At 46.2% G+C, this 20,031-nt stretch carries 19 protein-coding genes; 9 read left to right on the top strand and 10 right to left on the bottom strand.

Features of this window, described 5'->3' with window-relative positions:
* Positions 1–97: 97 nt before the first annotated feature.
* Together F458_RS0103125 and cspD are read right to left on the bottom strand one after the other, a co-directional pair.
* A complete protein-coding gene (locus tag F458_RS0103125) occupies positions 98–1,357 on the bottom strand; it encodes a hypothetical protein (RefSeq protein WP_156824147.1) in 1,260 nt (419 codons plus the stop codon).
* 230 nt (positions 1,358–1,587) lie between these two features.
* Positions 1,588–1,806: a cold shock domain-containing protein CspD gene (cspD, locus tag F458_RS0103120; protein ID WP_018981918.1), complete on the bottom strand. Its 219-nt coding sequence runs from the start codon at positions 1,804–1,806 to the stop codon at positions 1,588–1,590.
* 205 nt (positions 1,807–2,011) lie between these two features.
* Between cspD and clpS the strand changes: the two genes are divergently transcribed.
* Complete coding sequence (clpS, locus tag F458_RS0103115) at positions 2,012–2,332, top strand: ATP-dependent Clp protease adapter ClpS (protein ID WP_018981917.1); 321 nt, start codon at positions 2,012–2,014, stop codon at positions 2,330–2,332.
* 27 nt (positions 2,333–2,359) lie between these two features.
* Positions 2,360–4,639, top strand: a complete 2,280-nt coding sequence (clpA, locus tag F458_RS0103110) for an ATP-dependent Clp protease ATP-binding subunit ClpA (RefSeq protein WP_018981916.1) — start codon at positions 2,360–2,362, stop codon at positions 4,637–4,639.
* A gap of 79 nt (positions 4,640–4,718) precedes the next feature.
* Here clpA and infA read toward each other — a convergent pair whose 3' ends face one another.
* The 4 genes from infA to trxB form a co-directional block, all read right to left on the bottom strand.
* Positions 4,719–4,937 (bottom strand): translation initiation factor IF-1, encoded by a 219-nt coding sequence (infA, locus tag F458_RS0103105; RefSeq protein ID WP_018981915.1) that lies wholly within the window; start codon positions 4,935–4,937, stop codon positions 4,719–4,721.
* A 79-nt stretch (positions 4,938–5,016) separates the two neighbouring features.
* Complete coding sequence (locus F458_RS0103100; RefSeq protein ID WP_018981914.1) at positions 5,017–5,724, bottom strand: arginyltransferase; 708 nt, start codon at positions 5,722–5,724, stop codon at positions 5,017–5,019.
* A complete protein-coding gene (gene aat / locus F458_RS0103095) occupies positions 5,721–6,470 on the bottom strand; it encodes a leucyl/phenylalanyl-tRNA--protein transferase (protein WP_026294449.1) in 750 nt (249 codons plus the stop codon). The genes F458_RS0103100 and aat overlap by 4 nt, the downstream gene beginning before the upstream one ends.
* 120 nt (positions 6,471–6,590) lie before the next feature.
* Entirely contained in the window at positions 6,591–7,559 is a 969-nt protein-coding gene (gene trxB, locus F458_RS0103090; protein WP_018981912.1) for a thioredoxin-disulfide reductase, read from the bottom strand.
* A 243-nt stretch (positions 7,560–7,802) separates the two neighbouring features.
* Here trxB and yfbV point away from each other — a divergent pair, with 243 nt between their 5' ends.
* Entirely contained in the window at positions 7,803–8,252 is a 450-nt protein-coding gene (yfbV, locus tag F458_RS0103085; RefSeq protein WP_018981911.1) for a terminus macrodomain insulation protein YfbV, read from the top strand.
* Here the strand turns inward: yfbV and F458_RS0103080 are convergent, their stop codons facing one another.
* Together F458_RS0103080 and sppA are read right to left on the bottom strand one after the other, a co-directional pair.
* The gene (locus F458_RS0103080) at positions 8,253–8,765 is read right to left on the bottom strand and encodes a SprT family zinc-dependent metalloprotease (protein ID WP_018981910.1); all 513 of its coding nucleotides are present in this window, start codon (positions 8,763–8,765) and stop codon (positions 8,253–8,255) included.
* 5 nt (positions 8,766–8,770) lie between these two features.
* On the bottom strand, positions 8,771–10,633 hold the full coding sequence (sppA, locus tag F458_RS0103075; RefSeq protein WP_018981909.1) for a signal peptide peptidase SppA: 1,863 nt from the start codon (positions 10,631–10,633) through the stop codon (positions 8,771–8,773).
* Between the two features lie 285 nt (positions 10,634–10,918).
* Here sppA and F458_RS0103070 point away from each other — a divergent pair, with 285 nt between their 5' ends.
* On the top strand, positions 10,919–11,470 hold the full coding sequence (locus F458_RS0103070; RefSeq protein ID WP_018981908.1) for an NAD(P)H nitroreductase: 552 nt from the start codon (positions 10,919–10,921) through the stop codon (positions 11,468–11,470).
* A 37-nt stretch (positions 11,471–11,507) separates the two neighbouring features.
* Here F458_RS0103070 and pyk read toward each other — a convergent pair whose 3' ends face one another.
* Both pyk and F458_RS0103060 read right to left on the bottom strand, forming a co-directional pair.
* A complete protein-coding gene (gene pyk / locus F458_RS0103065) occupies positions 11,508–12,944 on the bottom strand; it encodes a pyruvate kinase (protein ID WP_018981907.1) in 1,437 nt (478 codons plus the stop codon).
* A gap of 324 nt (positions 12,945–13,268) precedes the next feature.
* On the bottom strand, positions 13,269–14,117 hold the full coding sequence (locus F458_RS0103060; RefSeq protein ID WP_018981906.1) for a MurR/RpiR family transcriptional regulator: 849 nt from the start codon (positions 14,115–14,117) through the stop codon (positions 13,269–13,271).
* Between the two features lie 268 nt (positions 14,118–14,385).
* On the opposite strand from F458_RS0103060, the gene zwf reads away from it, so the two are divergent.
* From zwf to F458_RS0103035, 5 genes are read left to right on the top strand one after another with little or no spacing between them, the layout of a single operon-like run.
* Positions 14,386–15,879: a glucose-6-phosphate dehydrogenase gene (gene zwf, locus F458_RS0103055; protein WP_018981905.1), complete on the top strand. Its 1,494-nt coding sequence runs from the start codon at positions 14,386–14,388 to the stop codon at positions 15,877–15,879.
* A gap of 1 nt (position 15,880) precedes the next feature.
* The gene (pgl, locus tag F458_RS0103050) at positions 15,881–16,573 is read left to right on the top strand and encodes a 6-phosphogluconolactonase (RefSeq protein WP_018981904.1); all 693 of its coding nucleotides are present in this window, start codon (positions 15,881–15,883) and stop codon (positions 16,571–16,573) included.
* A gap of 9 nt (positions 16,574–16,582) precedes the next feature.
* On the top strand, positions 16,583–18,412 hold the full coding sequence (edd, locus tag F458_RS0103045; protein ID WP_018981903.1) for a phosphogluconate dehydratase: 1,830 nt from the start codon (positions 16,583–16,585) through the stop codon (positions 18,410–18,412).
* Positions 18,409–19,368, top strand: a complete 960-nt coding sequence (locus F458_RS0103040; RefSeq protein WP_018981902.1) for a glucokinase — start codon at positions 18,409–18,411, stop codon at positions 19,366–19,368. Before edd ends, F458_RS0103040 begins: the two co-directional genes overlap by 4 nt.
* Positions 19,365–20,009, top strand: a complete 645-nt coding sequence (locus F458_RS0103035) for a bifunctional 4-hydroxy-2-oxoglutarate aldolase/2-dehydro-3-deoxy-phosphogluconate aldolase (RefSeq protein ID WP_018981901.1) — start codon at positions 19,365–19,367, stop codon at positions 20,007–20,009. Before F458_RS0103040 ends, F458_RS0103035 begins: the two co-directional genes overlap by 4 nt.
* The last annotated feature ends 22 nt before the right edge of the window (positions 20,010–20,031 follow it).

Here is a 20,031-nt window from a genome sequence, read left to right as displayed (position 1 = left end):
CATATAAAAACCCGGCAAAAGCCGGGTTTTTTGTTTATATGCGCATACATCTTCAATAGTATTCATGCATATCATACAGCTTGTCTGGTACCCGTTTCTAATTCCGCTTTCTAAACTCTATCATCAGAACGGTAAACGCGATTAATGCAAATGTGACCCAAACAATAGGTGGCAACATAGATGAGCTGATTTTGGCGATGTCACCATCAAGAGATGCCGGAATCAAAGACGCAATGCCTGCAGACAAATTTAAGCCCATCAGTAGCTTGAGCAACTTGGCGTGTTTTTCAGTGCGCGAGTCGATATGAAGTTTGGCAAGATTAATATGCTCTTTAACGGCATTCAGGTGCTTGTAGGTCTGCGCGATATGACCTTCAAGTTTTATCGCCTTATTGATTGAACTTACCAAAAAGGTGTAATCATCATTTTTAAAGGGAATACTCAGATTATCAAAGTTAATCATTTCTCTGTTGCACGCAAAATAAAAAGACTCAATCTCTTTGGCCTGCTTGTTCAGCAACGAATAGCTGTGAGCTTCGCCATCAATGTTTTTGTTGATTTCGTTAAGCCGATGCTCGCACTGAAAAATCCAGGTCTGGCACTGGAAAAACCGACTCAGTGATTCTGTGTAAAGGTTTAAAAATGTAGCCTGTTCAGCCTCGCTGGTCATCATAATGGTTTTCCAGGTACCCAACATTATTTTTCCATTATCAAGACTCGTCGCTGAAGCCGAAAAGGCTTCATTCATTAATGACTCTTTGATACCGGTAGCGTCGGGCTCACAGGCAAACAAAAGCCGGCCGTGCTGATAGGGATAACAATAGCTGTCTGCCTGAAAATCCTTTAATTGCTTTACTTTGTGTTGTATCTCTTCTAAGCGCTCACAATGGTCAAGAATGGCTGGCACGTCTTCATCAATGTCAGGTTGCGCGATCTTCGTCATGGCATTTTTATATGCGTCGATACGCTTTAGATAGCGCGTATAGGAAAGGTTGATATAACACTGAAGTGCTTCAACCAGTCCTTCGATGGCACCAGGTTGAACATCATCAATGTGGTAACGGTATTCAAAGCAAATATTACCGCTCATCCTCACTGACAAATTAAGGGATATCTCAACAGACACACCTTTGATCATCACGTGCTGCGTATCAACCATGTAACAAAGCTTTGGGATGTGCAAAGCAAGATAACTAAAATTATACGCCATGTACGCATACTGGTGCTGACAAGACTGCCAGGAAAAATGTGTTCGCAACTGCTTATCGACACGTTCGACCACATCCATAGAAGGAGCGAACACACCGCCCAAATCATAATAAATTGGATTATGGATAGTGAGTGAGTTGTTTTGCATTAGTTAATGAGAAAAAGACATTATACGGTCAATGTAATGAATTAGTGAAGCTTTTGTCTAGCACTAAATAATTAGTCAAATAGGTAAGACTGCGGTGGATTTAGATAACGGTAACGAAGACTATGGGCAGGAGAGAAGACGCTATTGACGTATAATTTATGTATGTGAAAATAAAAAAGCTTCCACTGTAAGCAACAGTAAAAGCTTTTTGGCGTTATTTGCTTTGGATTTTAACGCTCTGGTTCGTCTTTCACGTCGATGTTTTCAGCATGAAGACCTTTAGGGCCCTGCTGCACATCAAAGGTCACATCCTGACCCGCTTTCAACGAACGATAACCTTCCATTTGGATGGTTGAATAATGAGCGAAGATGTCTTCACCGCCATTTTCCGGAACGATAAATCCAAACCCTTTTGCGTTGTTAAACCACTTAACTTTACCAACCGCCATACTTCGACTTCCTCTTAATCCTTGAACTCATACAGTAATGCCCCCACAATAGATTTTGAAGGGCAAATGCACAATCATGCGTCACTTCATGAAGGTACATTAGAAACTGTAGATATTTTAACCACACAATGTCAAGCGTAATTTGCAGAATTAATCTTTAAGAAAAAATTCTGCGTAATATAAGCTTAAGCACTATCCTATTACTATGAGCAAAGACAACGCGATCAGTATCGAAAAAGAAAAACTCCGGGAAGCGCAGCGGAAGAAAACGCAGCCGCCTCCAATGTATAAAGTGTTGTTGAACAACGACGATTACACGCCAATGGATTTTGTGGTCGACGTGCTCACACGTTTTTTCAACCTTGATTCTGAGAAGGCTAACCAAATAATGCTTACGGTGCATTATCAGGGGAAAGCGGTTTGCGGCATTTACACCGCTGAAATTGCTGAAACTAAAGTGATGCAGGTAAATCAATATGCACGAAAAAATCAACATCCGCTTATGTGCACCATGGAACCGGCGTAGTAAGTGATTTAACTAGGGGCGAGCAATATGTTGAACAAAGAATTAGAGCAGACGTTAAACGAAGCATTCGTGTTTGCCAGAGAGCATCGGCACGAATTTATGACGGTTGAACATTTGCTTTTAGCATTGATGGACAATTCATCGGCGCAGGAAGCCCTCAAAGCCTGTGGCGCAGATATAGAAGCGATTAAAGCAGAACTCATTGAGTTTGTTAAAGACACCACACCGCTCATCCTGGATGACCAGGTGGGGGAGCGCGAAACGCAGCCAACGCTGGGTTTTCAGCGGGTGTTACAACGCGCCGTTTTTCATGTGCAATCTTCAGGTCGTGACGAGGTAACCGGTGCCAATGTACTTGTTGCTATTTTTAGTGAACAAGAGTCTCAGGCCGTTTATATTCTCAAAAAATCCGATGTCACCCGACTTGATGTGGTCAACTTTATCAGCCATGGGGTAAGTAAGTCGGAAGATGAAGGTAGCCCCGGTGCCGGCGAAGCCAGTGAAGAGGGTGCTGAAGGTGAGGAAAATGGGTCAGCGTTGAGCAAATATGCTACCGATCTAAATCGACATGCCAAAGACGGTAAAATTGATCCGCTTATAGGTCGCGATGCTGAACTCGAGCGGACAATCCAAATACTGTGTCGGCGTCGCAAAAATAACCCACTGCTGGTAGGTGAGGCTGGAGTGGGCAAAACTGCCATAGCTGAGGGCCTTGCATACCGTATTGTTAATGAAGATGTGCCTGAAGTTATAGCACAAAGCACTGTTTACTCACTGGATTTGGGTGGCTTACTGGCCGGTACAAAATATCGGGGAGACTTTGAAAAACGCCTTAAAGCGATATTGAAGGAGCTCAGTGCTGACGAAAATGCTATTTTGTTTATTGACGAAATCCATACAATCATTGGGGCGGGGGCGGCTTCCGGTGGCGTGATGGATGCGTCTAATTTGCTTAAGCCTAAACTGAGTAGTGGTGAGCTGCGGTGCATTGGTTCTACAACCTTTCAGGAATATCAGGGAATCTTTGAAAAAGACCGCGCGCTGGCGCGCCGTTTCCAGAAGATTGATGTTACCGAACCCAGTGTCAGTGATACGACGAAAATACTTCTGGGCCTGAAGAATCGATACGAAGAGCATCATAGTGTCAGATTCACGCAAAAAGCATTGCAGGCTGCTGCTGAGCTTTCCGCAAAGTATATTAACGAACGACAACTGCCTGATAAGGCTATAGACGTAATGGATGAAGCTGGTGCAAGTCAGCGCTTGTTGCCGCAGTCCAAGCGCAAAAAAACAATAAAGGTCGCAGATATAGAGCAGATTATTGCCAAAATGGCACGAATTCCGGAAAAATCTGTGTCGAAATCTGATCGGGAAGTGTTAAAAAATCTCAACCGCGATTTGAAGATGGTGGTATTTGGTCAGGACAAAGCGATCAGCTCGCTTACCGATGCTATCCATCTGTCGCGCTCTGGTTTAGGTAGTGAAGAGAAACCAATTGGCAGCTTCCTGTTTGCCGGACCTACCGGCGTAGGCAAAACAGAAGTTACCCAACAGTTAGCCAAGATTATGGGCGTGGAGCTGGTTCGTTTTGATATGTCTGAGTATATGGAACGCCATGCAGTGAGCCGTCTGATTGGTGCCCCCCCAGGTTACGTTGGTTTTGACCAGGGTGGCCTGCTCACCGATGCGGTTATAAAAAATCCATATTCAGTCGTTCTGCTGGATGAGATTGAGAAAGCCCACAGTGACATCTACAACATTTTGTTGCAGGTTATGGATCATGGCACGCTGACTGACAATAATGGCCGTCACGTTGACTTCAGAAATGTTGTGCTGGTGATGACGACCAATGCCGGCGTACAGGAGACGGTCCGTAAGTCTATTGGGTTTAAGCAACAGGATCATAGCCATGATGCGTTGTCTGAAATCAATAAGGTATTTTCGCCGGAATTCAGGAACCGCCTGGACGCCATCATCTGGTTCAATCATCTTGAATCTGACATCATACTGCAGGTAGTTGATAAGTTTATTATTGAACTACAGGCCCAGTTGGATGTTAAAGGGGTGTCGTTGGATGTCACGAGCGAGGCACGCGCTTATTTAGCTGAAAAAGGCTATGATCGCTCCATGGGGGCGAGACCTATGTCACGGCTGATCAAGGATGAAATAAAGAAAGAGTTGGCTAATGAATTATTATTTGGTGAGCTCAACAAGGGTGGTGGCGTGAAGGTAGACCTGAAGAATGACAAGCTTGAGTTTACCTATACTGGTGTAGAGTCACCAAATGCGAAAGCTGAATCGAGCTGAAAATACAAATATGATAATCATTAAAAAACCCGGCAATGGCCGGGTTTTTTCTTATCGGTGAGATTCTTACTTACTGATATTATCTTGCTCGATACACAATACGACCTTTGGTAAGATCATAAGGTGTCATTTCAACAGTGACTTTGTCACCTGTCAGAATACGAATATAGTTCTTGCGCATCTTGCCGGAAATATGAGCTGTGACCACGTGGCCATTTTCCAGTTCAACGCGGAACATTGTGTTAGGCAGCGTATCTAGTATCACGCCTTCCATTTCAATAGAATCTTCTTTTGCCATGTATAGCAGTTACCTCAGTAAGTCAAAATTTTGCCGCGCAGACATTACCGAATCTGACGCCATAAGTAAAGTTTAAAAGCTATTTTTTATCGCAACGATGCCAATCATTGTGAAAAAAACGCTCATGAGGCAAAAATTTACTTTTATAGTTCATCTTTGCACACGCATCTATCTGGTACCCCAGATACAGATAACGCTTATTGTTCGCCTGAGCATGTTTAAGCTGTTGGATGATCATCCAGGTGCCAGGAGAGTGTTGGGTCAGTTCAGGCGCATAAAAGGTGTAAAGTGCCGAATAGGCCTGGTGCTCCAAACCAAAATCAATATCGTCCGTGACCGCCACCGCAACGAGCTCATCTCCCTTGTAGGCCTCGATAAACAGGGGCGATTTCCACTCACACAATACAAAACTTTCAAATTGCTGTCTGTTTGGAGGATACATTGTACCATCCGCATGCCGATTTGTAATATAACGCTCATATAACGGATAATAACTATCTTTAGGCGAGGTCGCTAATTGAGAGGTCAATAACGCATTTTTTTTGATAATACGCTTTTGACTTTTTGACGGTGTAAATTCATCAACCAATATGCGAACAGACTGGCATGCTTGACACGAAGGGCAGTGTGGCCGATATATTTGTGAGCCACTACGTCGGAATCCGGCCTGAATAAGTTGGCCGTAACGTCCGGCAAAATTATGTTCAGTCTCTGCAAAAACCAATAGCTGTTCATGTTCGTCAGGTAGATAGCTACAGCGAAATGTTTGGGTAATTCCAAATTTCATAATGTGATTACCTGCTTTTGCCAACATGACTGGTAAAACAGCATAGGACTGCCGGAATTATCCAGAGTCTGATTATGGCGTGTTAATCTGGTTATGAACTCCGTTCGTGGAACGGTGACTGCACCGAGACTGGCCAAGTGATCGGTCGGCATTTGGCAATCAATAAACGCCAGTTCATGCCTGCTCATGTGTTCTACCAGTGCGTACATAGCAAGTTTAGACGTATTTGGGTGTTTGTGAAACATTGATTCGCCACAAAACACTTTGCCCACTCCGACCCCATAAAGCCCGCCAGCCAGCTGATCAGCTGCATCCCATACTTCTATGGAATGCGCGAAACCGTATTCGTGAAGCTGCCTGTATGCTTGTATCATGGTGTCAGTTATCCAGGTGTCTGTGCTCTCATGCTTGCCATTTATATCACGGCGTGGAATTTTGGCGCAGTGTAGAATCACCTCATCAAAACAGTAATTTAATGTGATTTTATAACGTTGCTGACGGACAAGCTTGCGCAGACTTCTGGAGCGATGAAACCCATCCAGTTCAATGATAGCTCTGGGATCCGGTGACCACCAAAGCAGTGGTTCATTGTCACTAAACCACGGAAATATTCCATGCTTGTAGGCAAGCATCAATCTTTTAACCGATAAATCGCCGCCAAACGCGAGCAGGCCGTTTGGCTCCCTGAGTGCCTGGGTCACAGGCGGGAAGGGGGTTGAATAGGATAAGTAGGGAAGCTCAATCATAGACGTTCTGACCATTGTTCACTTATGCCGTTATACCAAAAGTGAGTTGCTTAACACCAGTGCCAAAACAGGATCCACAAAAAAGGACCCACAAAGGGTCCTCTATTAAACGGAATTTGATTACCATTGTGCCGCAGCACGCACACCATCCAGATACTTTTCTGCATCAAGTGCCGCCATACAGCCTGTACCCGCTGAGGTGATGGCCTGACGATAAATATGGTCGCTTACATCGCCGGCAGCGAAGACGCCCTCTACAGAGGTTTGGGTCGCATTGCCTTCAGTACCACTATTCACTTTGATATAACCATCTTTCATCTCAAGCTGGCCTTCAAAGATGTCTGTATTGGGTTTGTGCCCGATCGCAATGAACAGACCCATCACATCTAATTCTTCTTTCGCGTCACTTTGCGTATCCGCAATACGAATTTTTGTTACACCCATCTCGTCGCCGAGCACTTCATCCAGGGTACGGTTAAGATGCAAGGTTACGTTGCCATTTTCTGCCTTATCCCGAAGTCGCTGCTCAAGAATTTTTTCCGAACGGAAAGTATCGCGACGATGTACCACATGTACCTCAGAAGCAATATTAGAAAGATACAATGCTTCTTCTACCGCGGTATTTCCGCCGCCAACGACAGCGACTTTCTGATTGCGATAAAAGAAACCATCACAGGTAGCACATGCTGAGACACCTTTACCTTTGAAGGCTTCTTCCGATTCAAGGCCCAGATATTTTGCTGATGCGCCAGTGGCGATAATTAATGCATCGCAGGTGTAAGTTCCTGAATCACCGTATAAAGTGTAAGGCTTTTTAGATAAGTCAGTTTTATTGATATGATCAAAAACAATTTCCGTATTGAACTTTTCAGCATGTTTTTGCATCCGAACCATTAAATCAGGCCCCGTCAGACCTTCAGGGTCGCCTGGCCAGTTTTCAACTTCCGTAGTGGTAGTAAGTTGTCCACCTTGTTGAATGCCGGTAATAAGAACCGGATCAAGGTTCGCCCGTGCAGCATACACTGCTGCTGAATAGCCTGCCGGGCCCGAACCCAGGATGAGTAGCGGCACATGTCTGGTTTCTGCCATTTTAATCTCCAATAGCAACCCGCGCTAGCAGGTCTGTACAAATGTTGAGTGTTAATTTGGGCAAAATTCTTACATTCAATGGCAAGGGATGCAATCTCTACTGTAAATGAATAAATTTTCAATATGGTTAAACCGGTTGATGAGCTATAATCTTCAGGGTTAAGTATTCTATGTAGAGAATATCGTAATTCGCTCGCAGCATTGAAGACAGGCTGTTGTGGCATATTTTAAATGAGGTGGCTTATGTCACAATCTGTAATGACATTATTTCGGGACGGTCAGCACTACATGAGTACCTGGCCAGTCAAAAAAGAACTGTTTCCTCATTTTGCTGAGTGCCGTGTTATTAGTGCTACCCGTTTTGCAATCGCTGTAATGCCGCCTGTAGCGGTTGTTTGTAGTGCGATGTTAATTAACTCCCAGGGGACAGAATATCTGCCCCAGACACTCGCCATGGGTGCATTTTTTCTTAGTCTGCCTTTACAAGGTTTGCTTTGGTTAGGTCATCGCTCAAATCAGGCATTACCACCAGCGCTTAAAAGCTGGTATTACGAGATTCACGGAAAACTGCAACAAGAGGGCTGTGATGTGCATAGCAGGCAGTCCGAGCCTAAGTACAGAGAACTGGCAGCGCTTTTAAAATCGGCGTTCGACCAATTAGACAAGGTTTTTACCCGCCGCTGGTTTGAGTGATTATTCGACGTTGTGGTGTTTCCCGCCTTCAACGTAAATAAGAATATTTCGACATTGTCTGCAAATGTATTGCTGCTGATTTCTCATCACTTTATTATGCCTGCGCACGGAGAGGGTAATTTCTCCACACGCACATTGATAAGAAAAACCTTTTAAGCCAAGTGGGGTCAGATCAAAGTTGTGCGTGGTTTTGGCGGGTGTATCAAAGACCGATGTCATGACCCACTGCCACTGCCGGCCATGCGGGGGAACTTTTCCATATAGTTGATGAACGACAACGTGGCTAACCTCATGCGGAATAACGTCGCTGAAATAAGCCTCACGGTTGTGACAAAAAAGGACTGGATTAAAGTTAATCTTGTTGGTGGTTAAATTTGCGGTACCGGCATTTTTTCCGCAACGACGCCAGGTAATTTCCGGCACTGTCAACGGTATAGAAAAGTGGTCCTGCGCTTGAGAAAACAGCGCGTGAACGCGCTGTTTTACCTGTGCTTTATCCTCTTTGCATATCACTGCAATTAACGAACCTCACATTGCAGACATAAGATATACACACCCATGGGATCATTTAATTTTTGAACATCGCTGTACTGCGTAAGCATCTGTTTAAACAGGCCCATCATTGGCGTATTGCTATCGATAAAATGACTTTTTGCCGCCCAGACCATGGCCTGACCAAAGAACTTGCGCCAGAACATCTCCTGCGGACTTAATTTTCGTTCTACGTAAGACGTTTCATATTCCTTAAGCCCCGCCAGTTCCGCAGCTGCTGCTACGGCGTCGTCTAACTCGCCCAGTTCATCTACCAAACCAAGTTCCTTGGCTTTGGTACCAATCCAGACCCGTCCCTGAGCAATCGAATCAACTTTTTCCGGGGTCATCCCCCGGTTTTCCGCAACCATAGTGATGAAGCGTTTGTAGCTGCTTTCAACATTACGCTGCAAGATATCTGCAAACCTGGGATCCAGCTCACGAGCGGGGGAAAGTCCCGCAATTTCTGTAGAGGCCACACCGTCACTGGCCACACCAATATAGTCAAGCGTATTTTCGTATGTCATAAACATACCGAACACGCCAATCGATCCGGTGATAGTACTGGGTGACGCGTAAATTTTATCGGCCGGTGCTGAAATCCAGTAACCGCCTGATGCCGCATAGGTGCTCATCGACGCGACAACCGGCTTACCAGCTTTTTGTAATTCAAGTACTTCCTGACGAATCACTTCTGAGGCGAACGACGAGCCTCCAGGTGAATCGACCTGCAGCACCACAGCTTTTACATTATCATCAATTCTGGCCTGGCGCAGTAATAGGGCAGTGCTGTCTCCGCCAATTGTACCGGCGCGTTGCTCTCCGTCCAGAATCTGTCCCTTGGCCACCACAACTGCAACATGATCACCGCGCTTATCGCCAATAGGCATGGGTGGATTAATCACTCTCAGATATGAATCGAAAGTTGTTACATTGACACTCAACTCTGTGTCATCACGCCCCACCAGATCGGCAAGTTCTTCGCGAATATCGGTACGGGTTTTCAATGCATCCACCCAGCCATTCTCCAGCGCGTATTGCGCGAAGTCACCGTCAGCAGCATCAAATTTTTCTACCAGAACATCGAGTTTTTCCACAAACTGGTCTTCTGAAATACCGCGGGCAGCAGCCACATCCTGTTTGTATTGCTCCCAGTATGAATCAAGCCACTCTCGATTGGCTTCTTTGGCTGCATCAGACATATCATTGCGTAAAAAAGGTTCCACCGCTGATTTATAAGTGCCTACCCGAAAAATATGCGTGGTTACCTGAAGTTTTTCCAACAAGTCCTTAAAGTACAGGCCATATCGTCCATAACCCTCAAGCAAAAGTGCACCCATAGGATTGAGATAAATTTTATCAGCCTGTGCAGCAAGATAGTATTGGCTCTGGGCATAGTAGTCGCCGATGGCATAAACAGGTTTGCCCGATGTCTTGAAATCCTGAATGGCTTGAGCAACCTGTCTTAGCTTGTCCAGGCCGCCACCTTCAAAGCGGTCAAGATCCAACACCAGGGCTTTTATGCGGTTGTCAGCTTTAGCGTTGTATAACGCTTTTTCGAGGTCGCGAACCAGGATTTCAGGATTTTCCGGCTCATCGCCAAATGCTTCCTGCATGAATGTCTCAAAGGGATCCACGGCTTCTTTTTCAATTACTAACCGGCCCTGTAAATTGACGTACAATGCACTGTCAGGCTTTACACTCACCGGGCTTTTATCAGCTGAAATAGCAACAATCACAGCGACCAGAATGAAGATGAAGATAATATTAAAAAAGAGTTTCCTACAGAAATTTAATACAGTCCAAAGACCGATAAAAAGGGACTTCGTCCAACTACCTTTTGCCGCCATAAACTTTTACTACCTCTGACTTATTTTCTTCTCATGGTATCGAATCATGACTGAATCGCTACTTAAAATTGTAATGAAATGTGATTTGTTTACGTTTTCTATAGTTAAGGTATCCGAACCGATACCGTCTTCGTCCAATTGTATAAGATAATATCTGAAGACAAAGCGAGTATCAGTAAGTAACTAAGCGCATAATTCTAAGGGGAGATGACTTCACCCCATACTGGTATTTTATCCGGGCTGGGCTTAGGATAACGGGCTGACAAATAACATAAGGAGTGGGTAATGGATGCGTTATCACTACTGACAACACGACGTTCACAACCCAGAGTGGGTGAACCAGCGCCAGGCGGTGAAGTACTGGAAAATATAAAGCAAGCTGCATTAAGAGCGCCTGACCATGCGGCGCTGGCACCCTGGCAGTTTATTGTATGTGAAGGTGAGGGATTAAACCGGTTGGGCGCTATCTTCGAACAGTCAGCAATTCGCAATGGCAAACCACAAAAAGACATAGATCGCGCTTCTCAGTTACCACTGCGCGCGCCGATGATAATTATAACGATTGCCAACTATACTGAACATCCCAAAGTGCCCAGGGTGGAACAAATTGCCTCAGCCTCCTGTGCCGTAATGGCAATGCAGATGGCGGCGATTGCTCAGGGCTTTAATGGTATATGGCGAACCGGCGCATATGCGCAGTGTGACTATGTAAAAGAGCAGCTGGGTATGACCAAAGAAGATGAATTGGTTGGCTTTCTTTATCTGGGTACACCTTTGATGAATGCGCCCCAGGCTCCAAGACGAGATACTGACAAACATTTTACGCATTGGTATTAGTTGAAAACCGGCGCACAGCGCCGGCCGCTGTCTTTTATTAGTCGACTTTAACAACTTTCATGGCGTTGGTAGCACCGATCTTTTCCATTTCGTCACCATACGTCATTACCACTGTGTCACCTGGCTCTATCTGGCCTATTGCTTTAAGTGCTTCCATTACATCGTTTTTAAGCTTACCCGGTTCACTGTCACGTGAATCAAAGTAAACTGGCTTCACACCACGGTACAGCGCCATCATGTTGAGGGTATCCTGATGCCGGGACAGCGCCACAATGGGCAGGGTGGTGGTCATCCGAGACATTAGCTTTGGTGTATTTCCGCTTTCAGTCAGTGCAATGATAGCGCGAATGCTGGGCAGGTGATTGGCTGCGTAAACCGCCGACAGCGCAATGGTTTCACTGACGGTGGAAAAAACATCATCCATCCGGTGTTTGGATAGTTTCACGCTGGGATGTGTTTCTGCACCCTCACAGACCCGTGCCATAGCCTGGACTGTCTCTACCGGATAGTTACCGGCCGCTGTTTCAGCTGAAAGCATAACGGCATCAGTACCATCTAATACAGCATTTGCTACATCCATTACCTCTGCTCGAGTGGGCATCGGACTGGTAATCATTGACTCCATCATTTGTGTCGCCGTAATGACTACCTTATTGAGCTGGCGAGATCGCGATATGAGTTTCTTTTGTTTTCCTACCAGTTCTGCGTCACCAATTTCAACGCCCAGATCGCCACGAGCAACCATTACTGCATCAGATGCGGTAATGATATCGTCAATAGCTTCATCACTGGCCACTGCTTCAGCGCGTTCTACTTTGGCACAGATTTGAGCATGACAACCAGCTTGCTGAGCCAGTTCACGCGCGTAATCCAAATCTGCTCCACAACGCGGGAACGAAACCGCAAGGTAATCGACACCGATCTTAGCCGCAGTTTTAATGTCTTCTTTATCTTTTTCGGTAAGCGCTTCGGCAGAAAGGCCGCCACCCTGACGGTTAATACCCTTATTGTTGGATAGCTTCCCGCCAACAGTAATTTCAGTATGAACTTTTCTGTCTTTGACCTGGGTAACTTTTAACTGAATCCGACCGTCATCAAGTAACAGAATATCGCCAGCGGACACATCATCCGGCAGAGCTTTGTAATCTATACCTACAGCATGTTTGTCGCCATCATCCCGCGACATTTCGGCGTCCAGGACAAACGCCTCGCCGACGGTTAATTCCACTGCACCATTTTTAAACCGGGCGACGCGTATTTTCGGCCCCTGAAGGTCGCCTAAAATGGCAACATATTTGTTGAGGTTGCTGGCCGCTTGTCTTACACGCTTTGCCCGCTCAATATGGTCCTCTGCCTGACCATGTGAAAAATTCATACGGACAACGTTAGCGCCTGCTTTAATGATCGCTTCAATCTTTTCAATAGAGTCGGTTGCAGGGCCTAAAGTAGCAAGGATTTTTGTTCTTCTGCTCATAGTATTCAGTCGCTTCGTTGCTTATAGTGAAAATTCAGAATGATCGTAACGCAAGTAAGTGTCATTGTCGCGATTGTGTAACCACGTTACGTAATTTTATTACAGGATAGTAGGTGAATTTTACATAAATGTGAATGTTATGCCTAACAATTCCATACTGAACATACCAGTATTGTTTACTATTCGTTCAGAATAATAAAGATTTTAGATCACAAATGTATTACATCCTAAACGAGATAGCGAAGCGAGCGTAAACTTTCCATTCTAAGCGGTGGGAGCGCCAGGCGCCGCGTTTGAAATTACGATGCCAGGGTGGGCTGCTCTTCAATCCCGTTTTTCGTAGCGAGAGTTACGTAATGTGTCTTTAACGCGTTTGAGATTTTCCCGAAATTTATTGCCGCGGCGAAGCGTGAACCCGGTAGCAAGAACGTCGACCAGGGTTAACTGGGCAATACGCGATGCCATGGGCATATACATATCCGTATCCTCAGGGACTTCAAGCGACAACACGTAGCTGCATTCGTTAGCCAGTGGGCTGCCAGCAGACGTAATACCTACTACTGTGGCATCATTGTGACGAGCGATCTGCGCAATTTCCACCAGGCTTTTGGTTCTGCCGGTGTGAGAGAACAAAACCACGACATCTCCGTCTGAAGAATTCATACAACTCATTCGCTGCATGAGAATATCTTCAAAATAAACCACAGGCACATTGAAGCGAAAAAACTTATTCAGGGCATCGTGTGCGACCGATGCTGAAGCCCCCAGGCCAAAAAAGGATATTTTTTGTGCCTGAGTCAGCAAATCCACGACACGGTTTACTACGTTTATGTCTACAGACTGACGCGCAACTTCCAGTGATGCCATCGTAGATTCAAAAATTTTGTTAGTGTATTCCTGCGGGCCATCACCTTCGTCCACATGTCGGTTTACATAGGGGGTACCATTAGCAAGACTTTGCGCCAGGTGCAGTTTAAAGTCAGGATAACCTTTAGTATCAAGGCGTCGGCAGAACCGATTGACTGTAGGTTCACTAACATCTGACATTTTCGCCAGCGTCGCGATACTTGAATGAATAGCGGTTTGCGGATTGGCCAGGATTACTTCGGCCACTTTTTTTTCAGATTTACTGAAAGCTGATTTGCTCTGGGCAATTTTTTCAAGAATATTCATACGGCTTAAGCACTTAAATAAAAGTCAGTCCCTGTTGCATGCGCCTATACTACTTGATGTACAGCGGGTGACAAGAGGAATGTAATTTTTTAACAACCGAGTAACCTGAACGGTTATCAGGTAGAATGAAAAGATAAAACGCATCGGATTGCATGAAAGTTGTAATTTTACTACATTTAATGTTAACTATGCGCAATACCATCAGTGGAATCCCTTAACCTACCTGACTGAATGTAGGGTTTCCCGCTATCATTAAAAGGTCGACAATATGGTAATGGATAATTCTTTTGAGCCCTGCGACTTTGTGTTGTTTGGCACCATGGGTGATTTGTCACGGCGCAAGCTGCTGCCATCACTATATCAGTTAGAAAAAGCTGAACTGCTCCACCCGGATACCACCATCATTGGTGTCGCTCGTCAGGCGATGACAAAAGATGAGTATATCGCAGAAGTAAAATCAAATATTGAGAAGTTCAGCGACAAATCCCTGTGCGAAGATACCTGGAAGCGGCTGTGCGAGCGCCTGGACTACATCCAGGTAGATATGAAAGATATCGACAGCTATAAAGTATTTGATGACGTTGTTGACCCGCAACGGGTCATGGTGTGTTACCTGGCGACACCACCGGCGATTTATGGTGATATCTGCAGGGGGTTACACGGCTGCAACATTATAGATAGTAGTGTTCGTGTAGTGCTTGAAAAACCTATCGGTCATGACCTCGACTCGTCGAAGGTGATTAATGACGAGGTCTCCGAGTATTTTAACGAATCGCAAATTTACCGAATAGATCATTATCTGGGCAAAGAGACAGTGCTTAATCTGATTGCTCTTCGCTTTGCCAACAGCATTTTCACTACGAACTGGGATCATAATTGTATAGACCACGTACAAATTAGTGTCGCAGAGTCTGTGGGAATTGAAGGTCGCTGGGGATATTTTGATGATGCCGGCCAAATGCGTGACATGGTGCAAAATCATCTGCTGCAAATTCTTAGTCTGGTGGCGATGGAGCCGCCGGCCACATTGGATGCTGACAGCATTCGTGATGAAAAACTAAAAGTGCTTAAAGCACTGCGACCAATTAACAGCTCAAACATCAATGATGTCACAGTGCGCGGGCAATACACCACAGGATTCGTCAAGGGCGAAGAAGTCCCGGGTTATCTGGAAGAAGAGGATGCCAATACCCGCAGTAAGACTGAAACGTTTGTGGCAATTAAGGCGGAAATAGACAACTGGCGTTGGGCGGGTGTTCCTTTTTATCTGCGCACCGGCAAACGTATGCCAACTAAGGTGTCAGAGGTCGTGATTTATTTCAAAAGGCAGCCGCATAATTTGTTTGGCGATAGCTTTAACAGTTTGCCACCCAACAAGCTTGTGATTCGACTGCAACCGGACGAAGGCGTTCAGATTACTGTGATGAACAAAATTCCCGGGCTGACCAGTTCCGGCTCGATGGATTTGCAAAAGTCCAAGCTTGATTTGAGTTTCTCTGAAGCATTTTCTGAAGAGCGCATCCCGGATGCTTACGAAAAGCTGCTGTTAGAGGTCATGCTGGGTAACCAGGCGCTATTTGTGCGACGCGACGAAGTTGAACAGGCCTGGAACTGGGTTGATTCCATTTTAGAGGCCTGGAGTAATTCTTCGGAACCACCGGAACCATACCAGGCGGGTACCTGGGGCCCAGTGGCCTCAATTGGCCTGTTAGCGCGGGAAAATCGTAGCTGGTATGAAAGTAAACTGACAAAGAAGAGATAATATGGCACTAACACAAAAGCATTTTGACAATCCGGATATTCTTACGGCCTCTTTTGCCAAGTCGTTAGTAGAGATATTACAAGAAGGGATCACCACTCGCGGACGAGCAAGCCTGGTAGTGAGTGGTGGGCGTACCCCGGTAGGCCTGTTTAAAACACTCAGTGAAGCGGATATTGACTGGTCCCGGGTAGATATTACGTTAGCCGATGAGCGTTGGGTCGACGAAACTGATGACGCCAGTAATACTAAACTGGTTCGGGAACATTTGTTACAGAATAAGGCTAGTCAGGCGCATTTTATATCGCCGATTACCAAGGATGAAGATGCCAACAGCGCCATTGCTGAGGTGGAATCACGCCTTTCCAGTATGCCACAGCCCTTTGATGCACTCATTTTGGGTATGGGTGAAGATGGTCATACTGCGTCACTTTTTCCGTGCTCTGATCAAATAGAAGATGGACTTAATATGTCCAGCGGCAAAATTTGTATTGCCGTGCAACCAACCACTGCTCCTCATCAGCGAATTTCGCTGACATTACCTGCATTGTTACACAGCCGGAATATTTTCATTCACCTTACCGGTGACAAGAAGAAGTCAGTGTTATTGGACGCACTTGAAAATAATACTGAAATTGAGAAGCCCGTTACTGCTGTTGTTAACCGTGCACCTGTAACGCTGATGTGGGCCCCGTAGGAGAAACCGATGAACAATCAAATCGCCGAAATTACGCAACGTATCACCGAGCGTAGCAAAGCAACCCGTAAAGCATACCTGGCTAAAATTGATAAGGCCCGTCGAGAGGGGCCACATCGCGGTGAGCTTTCCTGTGGTAACCTTGCGCATGGGTTTGCCGCCTGTGGCAGTAGTGAAAAATCTGATTTGCGCAGTATGACCAAGGCGAATGTCGCTATTGTGTCTGCGTATAACGATATGCTTTCTGCACACCAACCCTACGAAAGCTACCCCTCAATAATTAAAGAGGCTATCAAAGAAGTAGGTAGTGTAGCGCAGTTTGCCGGCGGTGTTCCGGCTATGTGTGATGGCGTTACCCAGGGGAACCCGGGGATGGACCTGAGTCTCATGAGCCGCGATGTGATTGCACAGGCGACCGCTGTTGCACTTTCCCATAATATGTTTGATTCAGCTATGATGCTGGGAATCTGCGACAAAATCGTGCCAGGGCTGCTCTTAGGTTCATTATCGTTTGGCCACCTGCCAACCGTATTTGTGCCGGCGGGCCCAATGCCTTCAGGTCTGCCTAACAAAGACAAAGCGCGTGTCAGACAGGAATTTGCCGAGGGCAAAGTAGGGCGTGAAGAGTTGTTGGAAGCAGAATCACAGTCATACCACTCAGCTGGCACTTGCACCTTCTACGGGACAGCCAACTCTAACCAGTTGGTAGTGGAAACGATGGGTCTGCACTTGCCGGGCGCCTCTTTTGTCAATCCGGGCACGCCTTTGCGCGATGCGTTGACTAAAGCAGCATCCATCCAGGCCACTCGTTTAACGGATCTGGGTAATGATTACATGCCCATTGGTCATATTGTGGATGAAAAAGCCATCGTTAATGGTCTGGTCGCGCTATTGGCCACCGGTGGCTCAACGAATCATACTATGCATCTTGTTGCTGTGGCTCGTGCCGCTGGCATTATTATAACGTGGGATGATTTTTCAGAAATATCCAATGCGGTACCTCTGTTAACACGCATCTATCCCAATGGGTCAGCTGATATAAATCACTTTGTTGCTGCAGGCGGCATGGCAGTATTGTTCAAAGAATTACTGGATAATGGCTTGTTACACAATGATGTTAATACCATTTGTGGACATGGCCTTGATCGTTATACCCAGGAACCCCGCATGGAAGACGGTGAGTTGGTCTGGCGTGACGGCGCCGGCGTTTCGGCTGATACCAGCGTTCTATCTTCAGTGGCCTCGCCTTTTAAACCAGATGGCGGACTAAGCGTTCTTGATGGAAATCTTGGCCGTGCGGTTATTAAAACATCGGCGCTGCCTAACCCTCATTGTCATATCAAAGCCCCGGCGGTCGTATTTGAGGACCAGTTTGAGCTGGACGAAGCATTCCGGGATGGCGATTTAGATAAAGATTGCATTGTGGTGGTTCGCTTCCAGGGCCCTTCTGCGATTGGTATGCCTGAATTACATCGCCTCACACCACCATTAGGTGTCCTTCAGGATCGCGGATATCAGGTAGCATTGGTAACTGACGGCCGAATGTCCGGAGCCTCCGGTAAAGTGCCAGCGGCTATTCATGTCACCCCAGAAGCATTTAACGGTGGGTTGCTGGCCAAAGTGAAAAACGGTGATTTGGTTGAGCTTAATACACAGACGGGTGAATTGACGTTATGTGTTGACGATAGTGAGCTGGATGCCCGCGAACCTGCCAAAGCTGATCTGGACAATCATCATGAAGGGATGGGGCGTGAGTTATTTGCTGGCATGCGCTCAGTGATGACGGGTGCTGAAGAAGGCGCTTGTTCGTTATTTTACACTCAGGAGCAGGCGCTATGAGTGAAAAGTTCGTTGCAGATGTTGGCGGCACCAACATCCGCCTGGCCAGGGTGACCGAAAACGGTGTGGCGGACATTAAGAAGTATATATGTGATGATTTTGCCAGTATCGATCTGGCGATTCAGGCATATTTTACTGACCTTCGTGAATACCGCTTTACCCATGGATGTATCGGCATAGCATGTCCGGTGTTAGGCGATCAGGTAGAAATGACCAATCATAGTTGGGCATTTTCACAACAAGCGTTACGTCAGCAGCTTCACCTGGACTCATTATATGTAATCAACGATTTTACAGCGGTAGCGCATTCACTACCCACGCTATCTGATGACCAGGTTATTCAACTTGGTCATGGCAAAGCAATCGAACATGGTAATATCGCGGTGTTTGGGCCAGGTACTGGTTTGGGTGTGGAGCATATCACGATGACAGCCGCCGGCTGGCAGACCCTTGACGGTGAGGGTGGGCACATGGATTTTGCGCCGGTGGATGAAACTGACATCGTTGTCTGGCGACATTTACAGAATATGCATGGCCGCGCATCGGCTGAAGAAGTTATGTCAGGCAGAGGTCTGTTAAATATTTATGCCGCACTGGCGCAGGCCAAAGGCGTGACTTCTGAAATCACAGATCCGGCGGAGGTAACTACCAAAGCGCTAGCCGGCGAGTGTGAGGTTTGCGAAGCAACATTACACCAATTCTGCCGTATTATGGGAAGCTTCGCCGGCAACCTGGCACTAAATATGGCCACCACTGGCGGCGTATTTATCGGCGGTGGTATTGCTAATCGCTTTGTAGATTTTATCAAGCAAAGTGACTTTCGTGCCCGCTTTGAAGCGAAGGGCCAGATGAAACATTACGTGAAGAATATTCCTACCTATCTTATTGCAGAACCCGATCATGGATTGTTAGGGGCAGCGGCGTATCTACAACAACATATTGCGAGTGAATTATGACAAAAAATTGGACCCTTTCCCCAGCGGAAATTTTTGCGGCTGGCCCGGTTGTACCTGTTCTGGTAATCAAGGATGCTGACAAGGCTGTACCGCTGGCCAAAGCGCTTATGGCCGGTGGTATCAAAGTGTTGGAAGTCACTTTGCGTACGCCTGCGGCGCTTGACGTTATACGCAGAATTGCCCAGGAAGTACCGGATGCACTGATTGGTGCAGGAACGGTTACAAATGCTCAACAGCTGAAAGAGGTGACTGATGCCGGGGCAAAGTTTGCTATCAGCCCTGGTATGACAGCCGATTTGCTGGAAGCGGGCAAGCAATGTTCTATTCCATTGATTCCTGGAATCTCATCTACGTCTGATCTCATGAAAGGTAAAGATGCCGGCTATACACACATGAAATTTTTCCCGGCTGAAGCGTCTGGTGGCATAAAAGCGATTAAATCTATCAGCGGTCCTTTCCCTGATGTTACATTTTGCCCTACAGGTGGCATCAGTCCTGAAAATTATAGATCTTACCTGGCATTAAAAAATGTAGCTTGTGTGGGCGGATCGTGGATCGCGCCGGATGATGCTATTGAATCAGGTGACTGGGATCGCATCACGCAATTAGCTAAAGAGGCAGTAGAAGGCGCTAAGAATTAAGCATTGCGTTTTGTGCTGTAAT

It is taken from the genome of Salinimonas chungwhensis DSM 16280, from assembly GCF_000378185.1.
GTDB lineage: Bacteria > Pseudomonadota > Gammaproteobacteria > Enterobacterales > Alteromonadaceae > Alteromonas > Alteromonas chungwhensis.
Note: the sequence above shows the minus strand (reverse complement) of the source record. Positions and strands in the feature narration are given on the sequence as shown.

Excerpts from the sequence above, each read along its gene's own strand:
- F458_RS0103100 (WP_018981914.1), bottom strand. The coding sequence starts at position 5,724 with ATGAAATTTGGAATTACCCAAACATTTCGCTGTAGCTATCTACCTGAC.
- aat (WP_026294449.1), bottom strand. The coding sequence starts at position 6,470 with ATGATTGAGCTTCCCTACTTATCCTATTCAACCCCCTTCCCGCCTGTG.
- clpA (WP_018981916.1), top strand. The coding sequence starts at position 2,360 with ATGTTGAACAAAGAATTAGAGCAGACGTTAAACGAAGCATTCGTGTTT.
- pyk (WP_018981907.1), bottom strand. The coding sequence starts at position 12,944 with ATGAGCAGAAGAACAAAAATCCTTGCTACTTTAGGCCCTGCAACCGAC.
- F458_RS0103040 (WP_018981902.1), top strand. The coding sequence starts at position 18,409 with ATGAGTGAAAAGTTCGTTGCAGATGTTGGCGGCACCAACATCCGCCTG.
- clpS (WP_018981917.1), top strand. The coding sequence starts at position 2,012 with ATGAGCAAAGACAACGCGATCAGTATCGAAAAAGAAAAACTCCGGGAA.
- sppA (WP_018981909.1), bottom strand. The coding sequence starts at position 10,633 with ATGGCGGCAAAAGGTAGTTGGACGAAGTCCCTTTTTATCGGTCTTTGG.
- edd (WP_018981903.1), top strand. The coding sequence starts at position 16,583 with ATGAACAATCAAATCGCCGAAATTACGCAACGTATCACCGAGCGTAGC.
- cspD (WP_018981918.1), bottom strand. The coding sequence starts at position 1,806 with ATGGCGGTTGGTAAAGTTAAGTGGTTTAACAACGCAAAAGGGTTTGGA.
- F458_RS0103035 (WP_018981901.1), top strand. The coding sequence starts at position 19,365 with ATGACAAAAAATTGGACCCTTTCCCCAGCGGAAATTTTTGCGGCTGGC.
- zwf (WP_018981905.1), top strand. The coding sequence starts at position 14,386 with ATGGTAATGGATAATTCTTTTGAGCCCTGCGACTTTGTGTTGTTTGGC.
- infA (WP_018981915.1), bottom strand. The coding sequence starts at position 4,937 with ATGGCAAAAGAAGATTCTATTGAAATGGAAGGCGTGATACTAGATACG.
- F458_RS0103060 (WP_018981906.1), bottom strand. The coding sequence starts at position 14,117 with ATGAATATTCTTGAAAAAATTGCCCAGAGCAAATCAGCTTTCAGTAAA.
- F458_RS0103125 (WP_156824147.1), bottom strand. The coding sequence starts at position 1,357 with ATGCAAAACAACTCACTCACTATCCATAATCCAATTTATTATGATTTG.
- pgl (WP_018981904.1), top strand. The coding sequence starts at position 15,881 with ATGGCACTAACACAAAAGCATTTTGACAATCCGGATATTCTTACGGCC.
- trxB (WP_018981912.1), bottom strand. The coding sequence starts at position 7,559 with ATGGCAGAAACCAGACATGTGCCGCTACTCATCCTGGGTTCGGGCCCG.
- F458_RS0103070 (WP_018981908.1), top strand. The coding sequence starts at position 10,919 with ATGGATGCGTTATCACTACTGACAACACGACGTTCACAACCCAGAGTG.
- yfbV (WP_018981911.1), top strand. The coding sequence starts at position 7,803 with ATGTCACAATCTGTAATGACATTATTTCGGGACGGTCAGCACTACATG.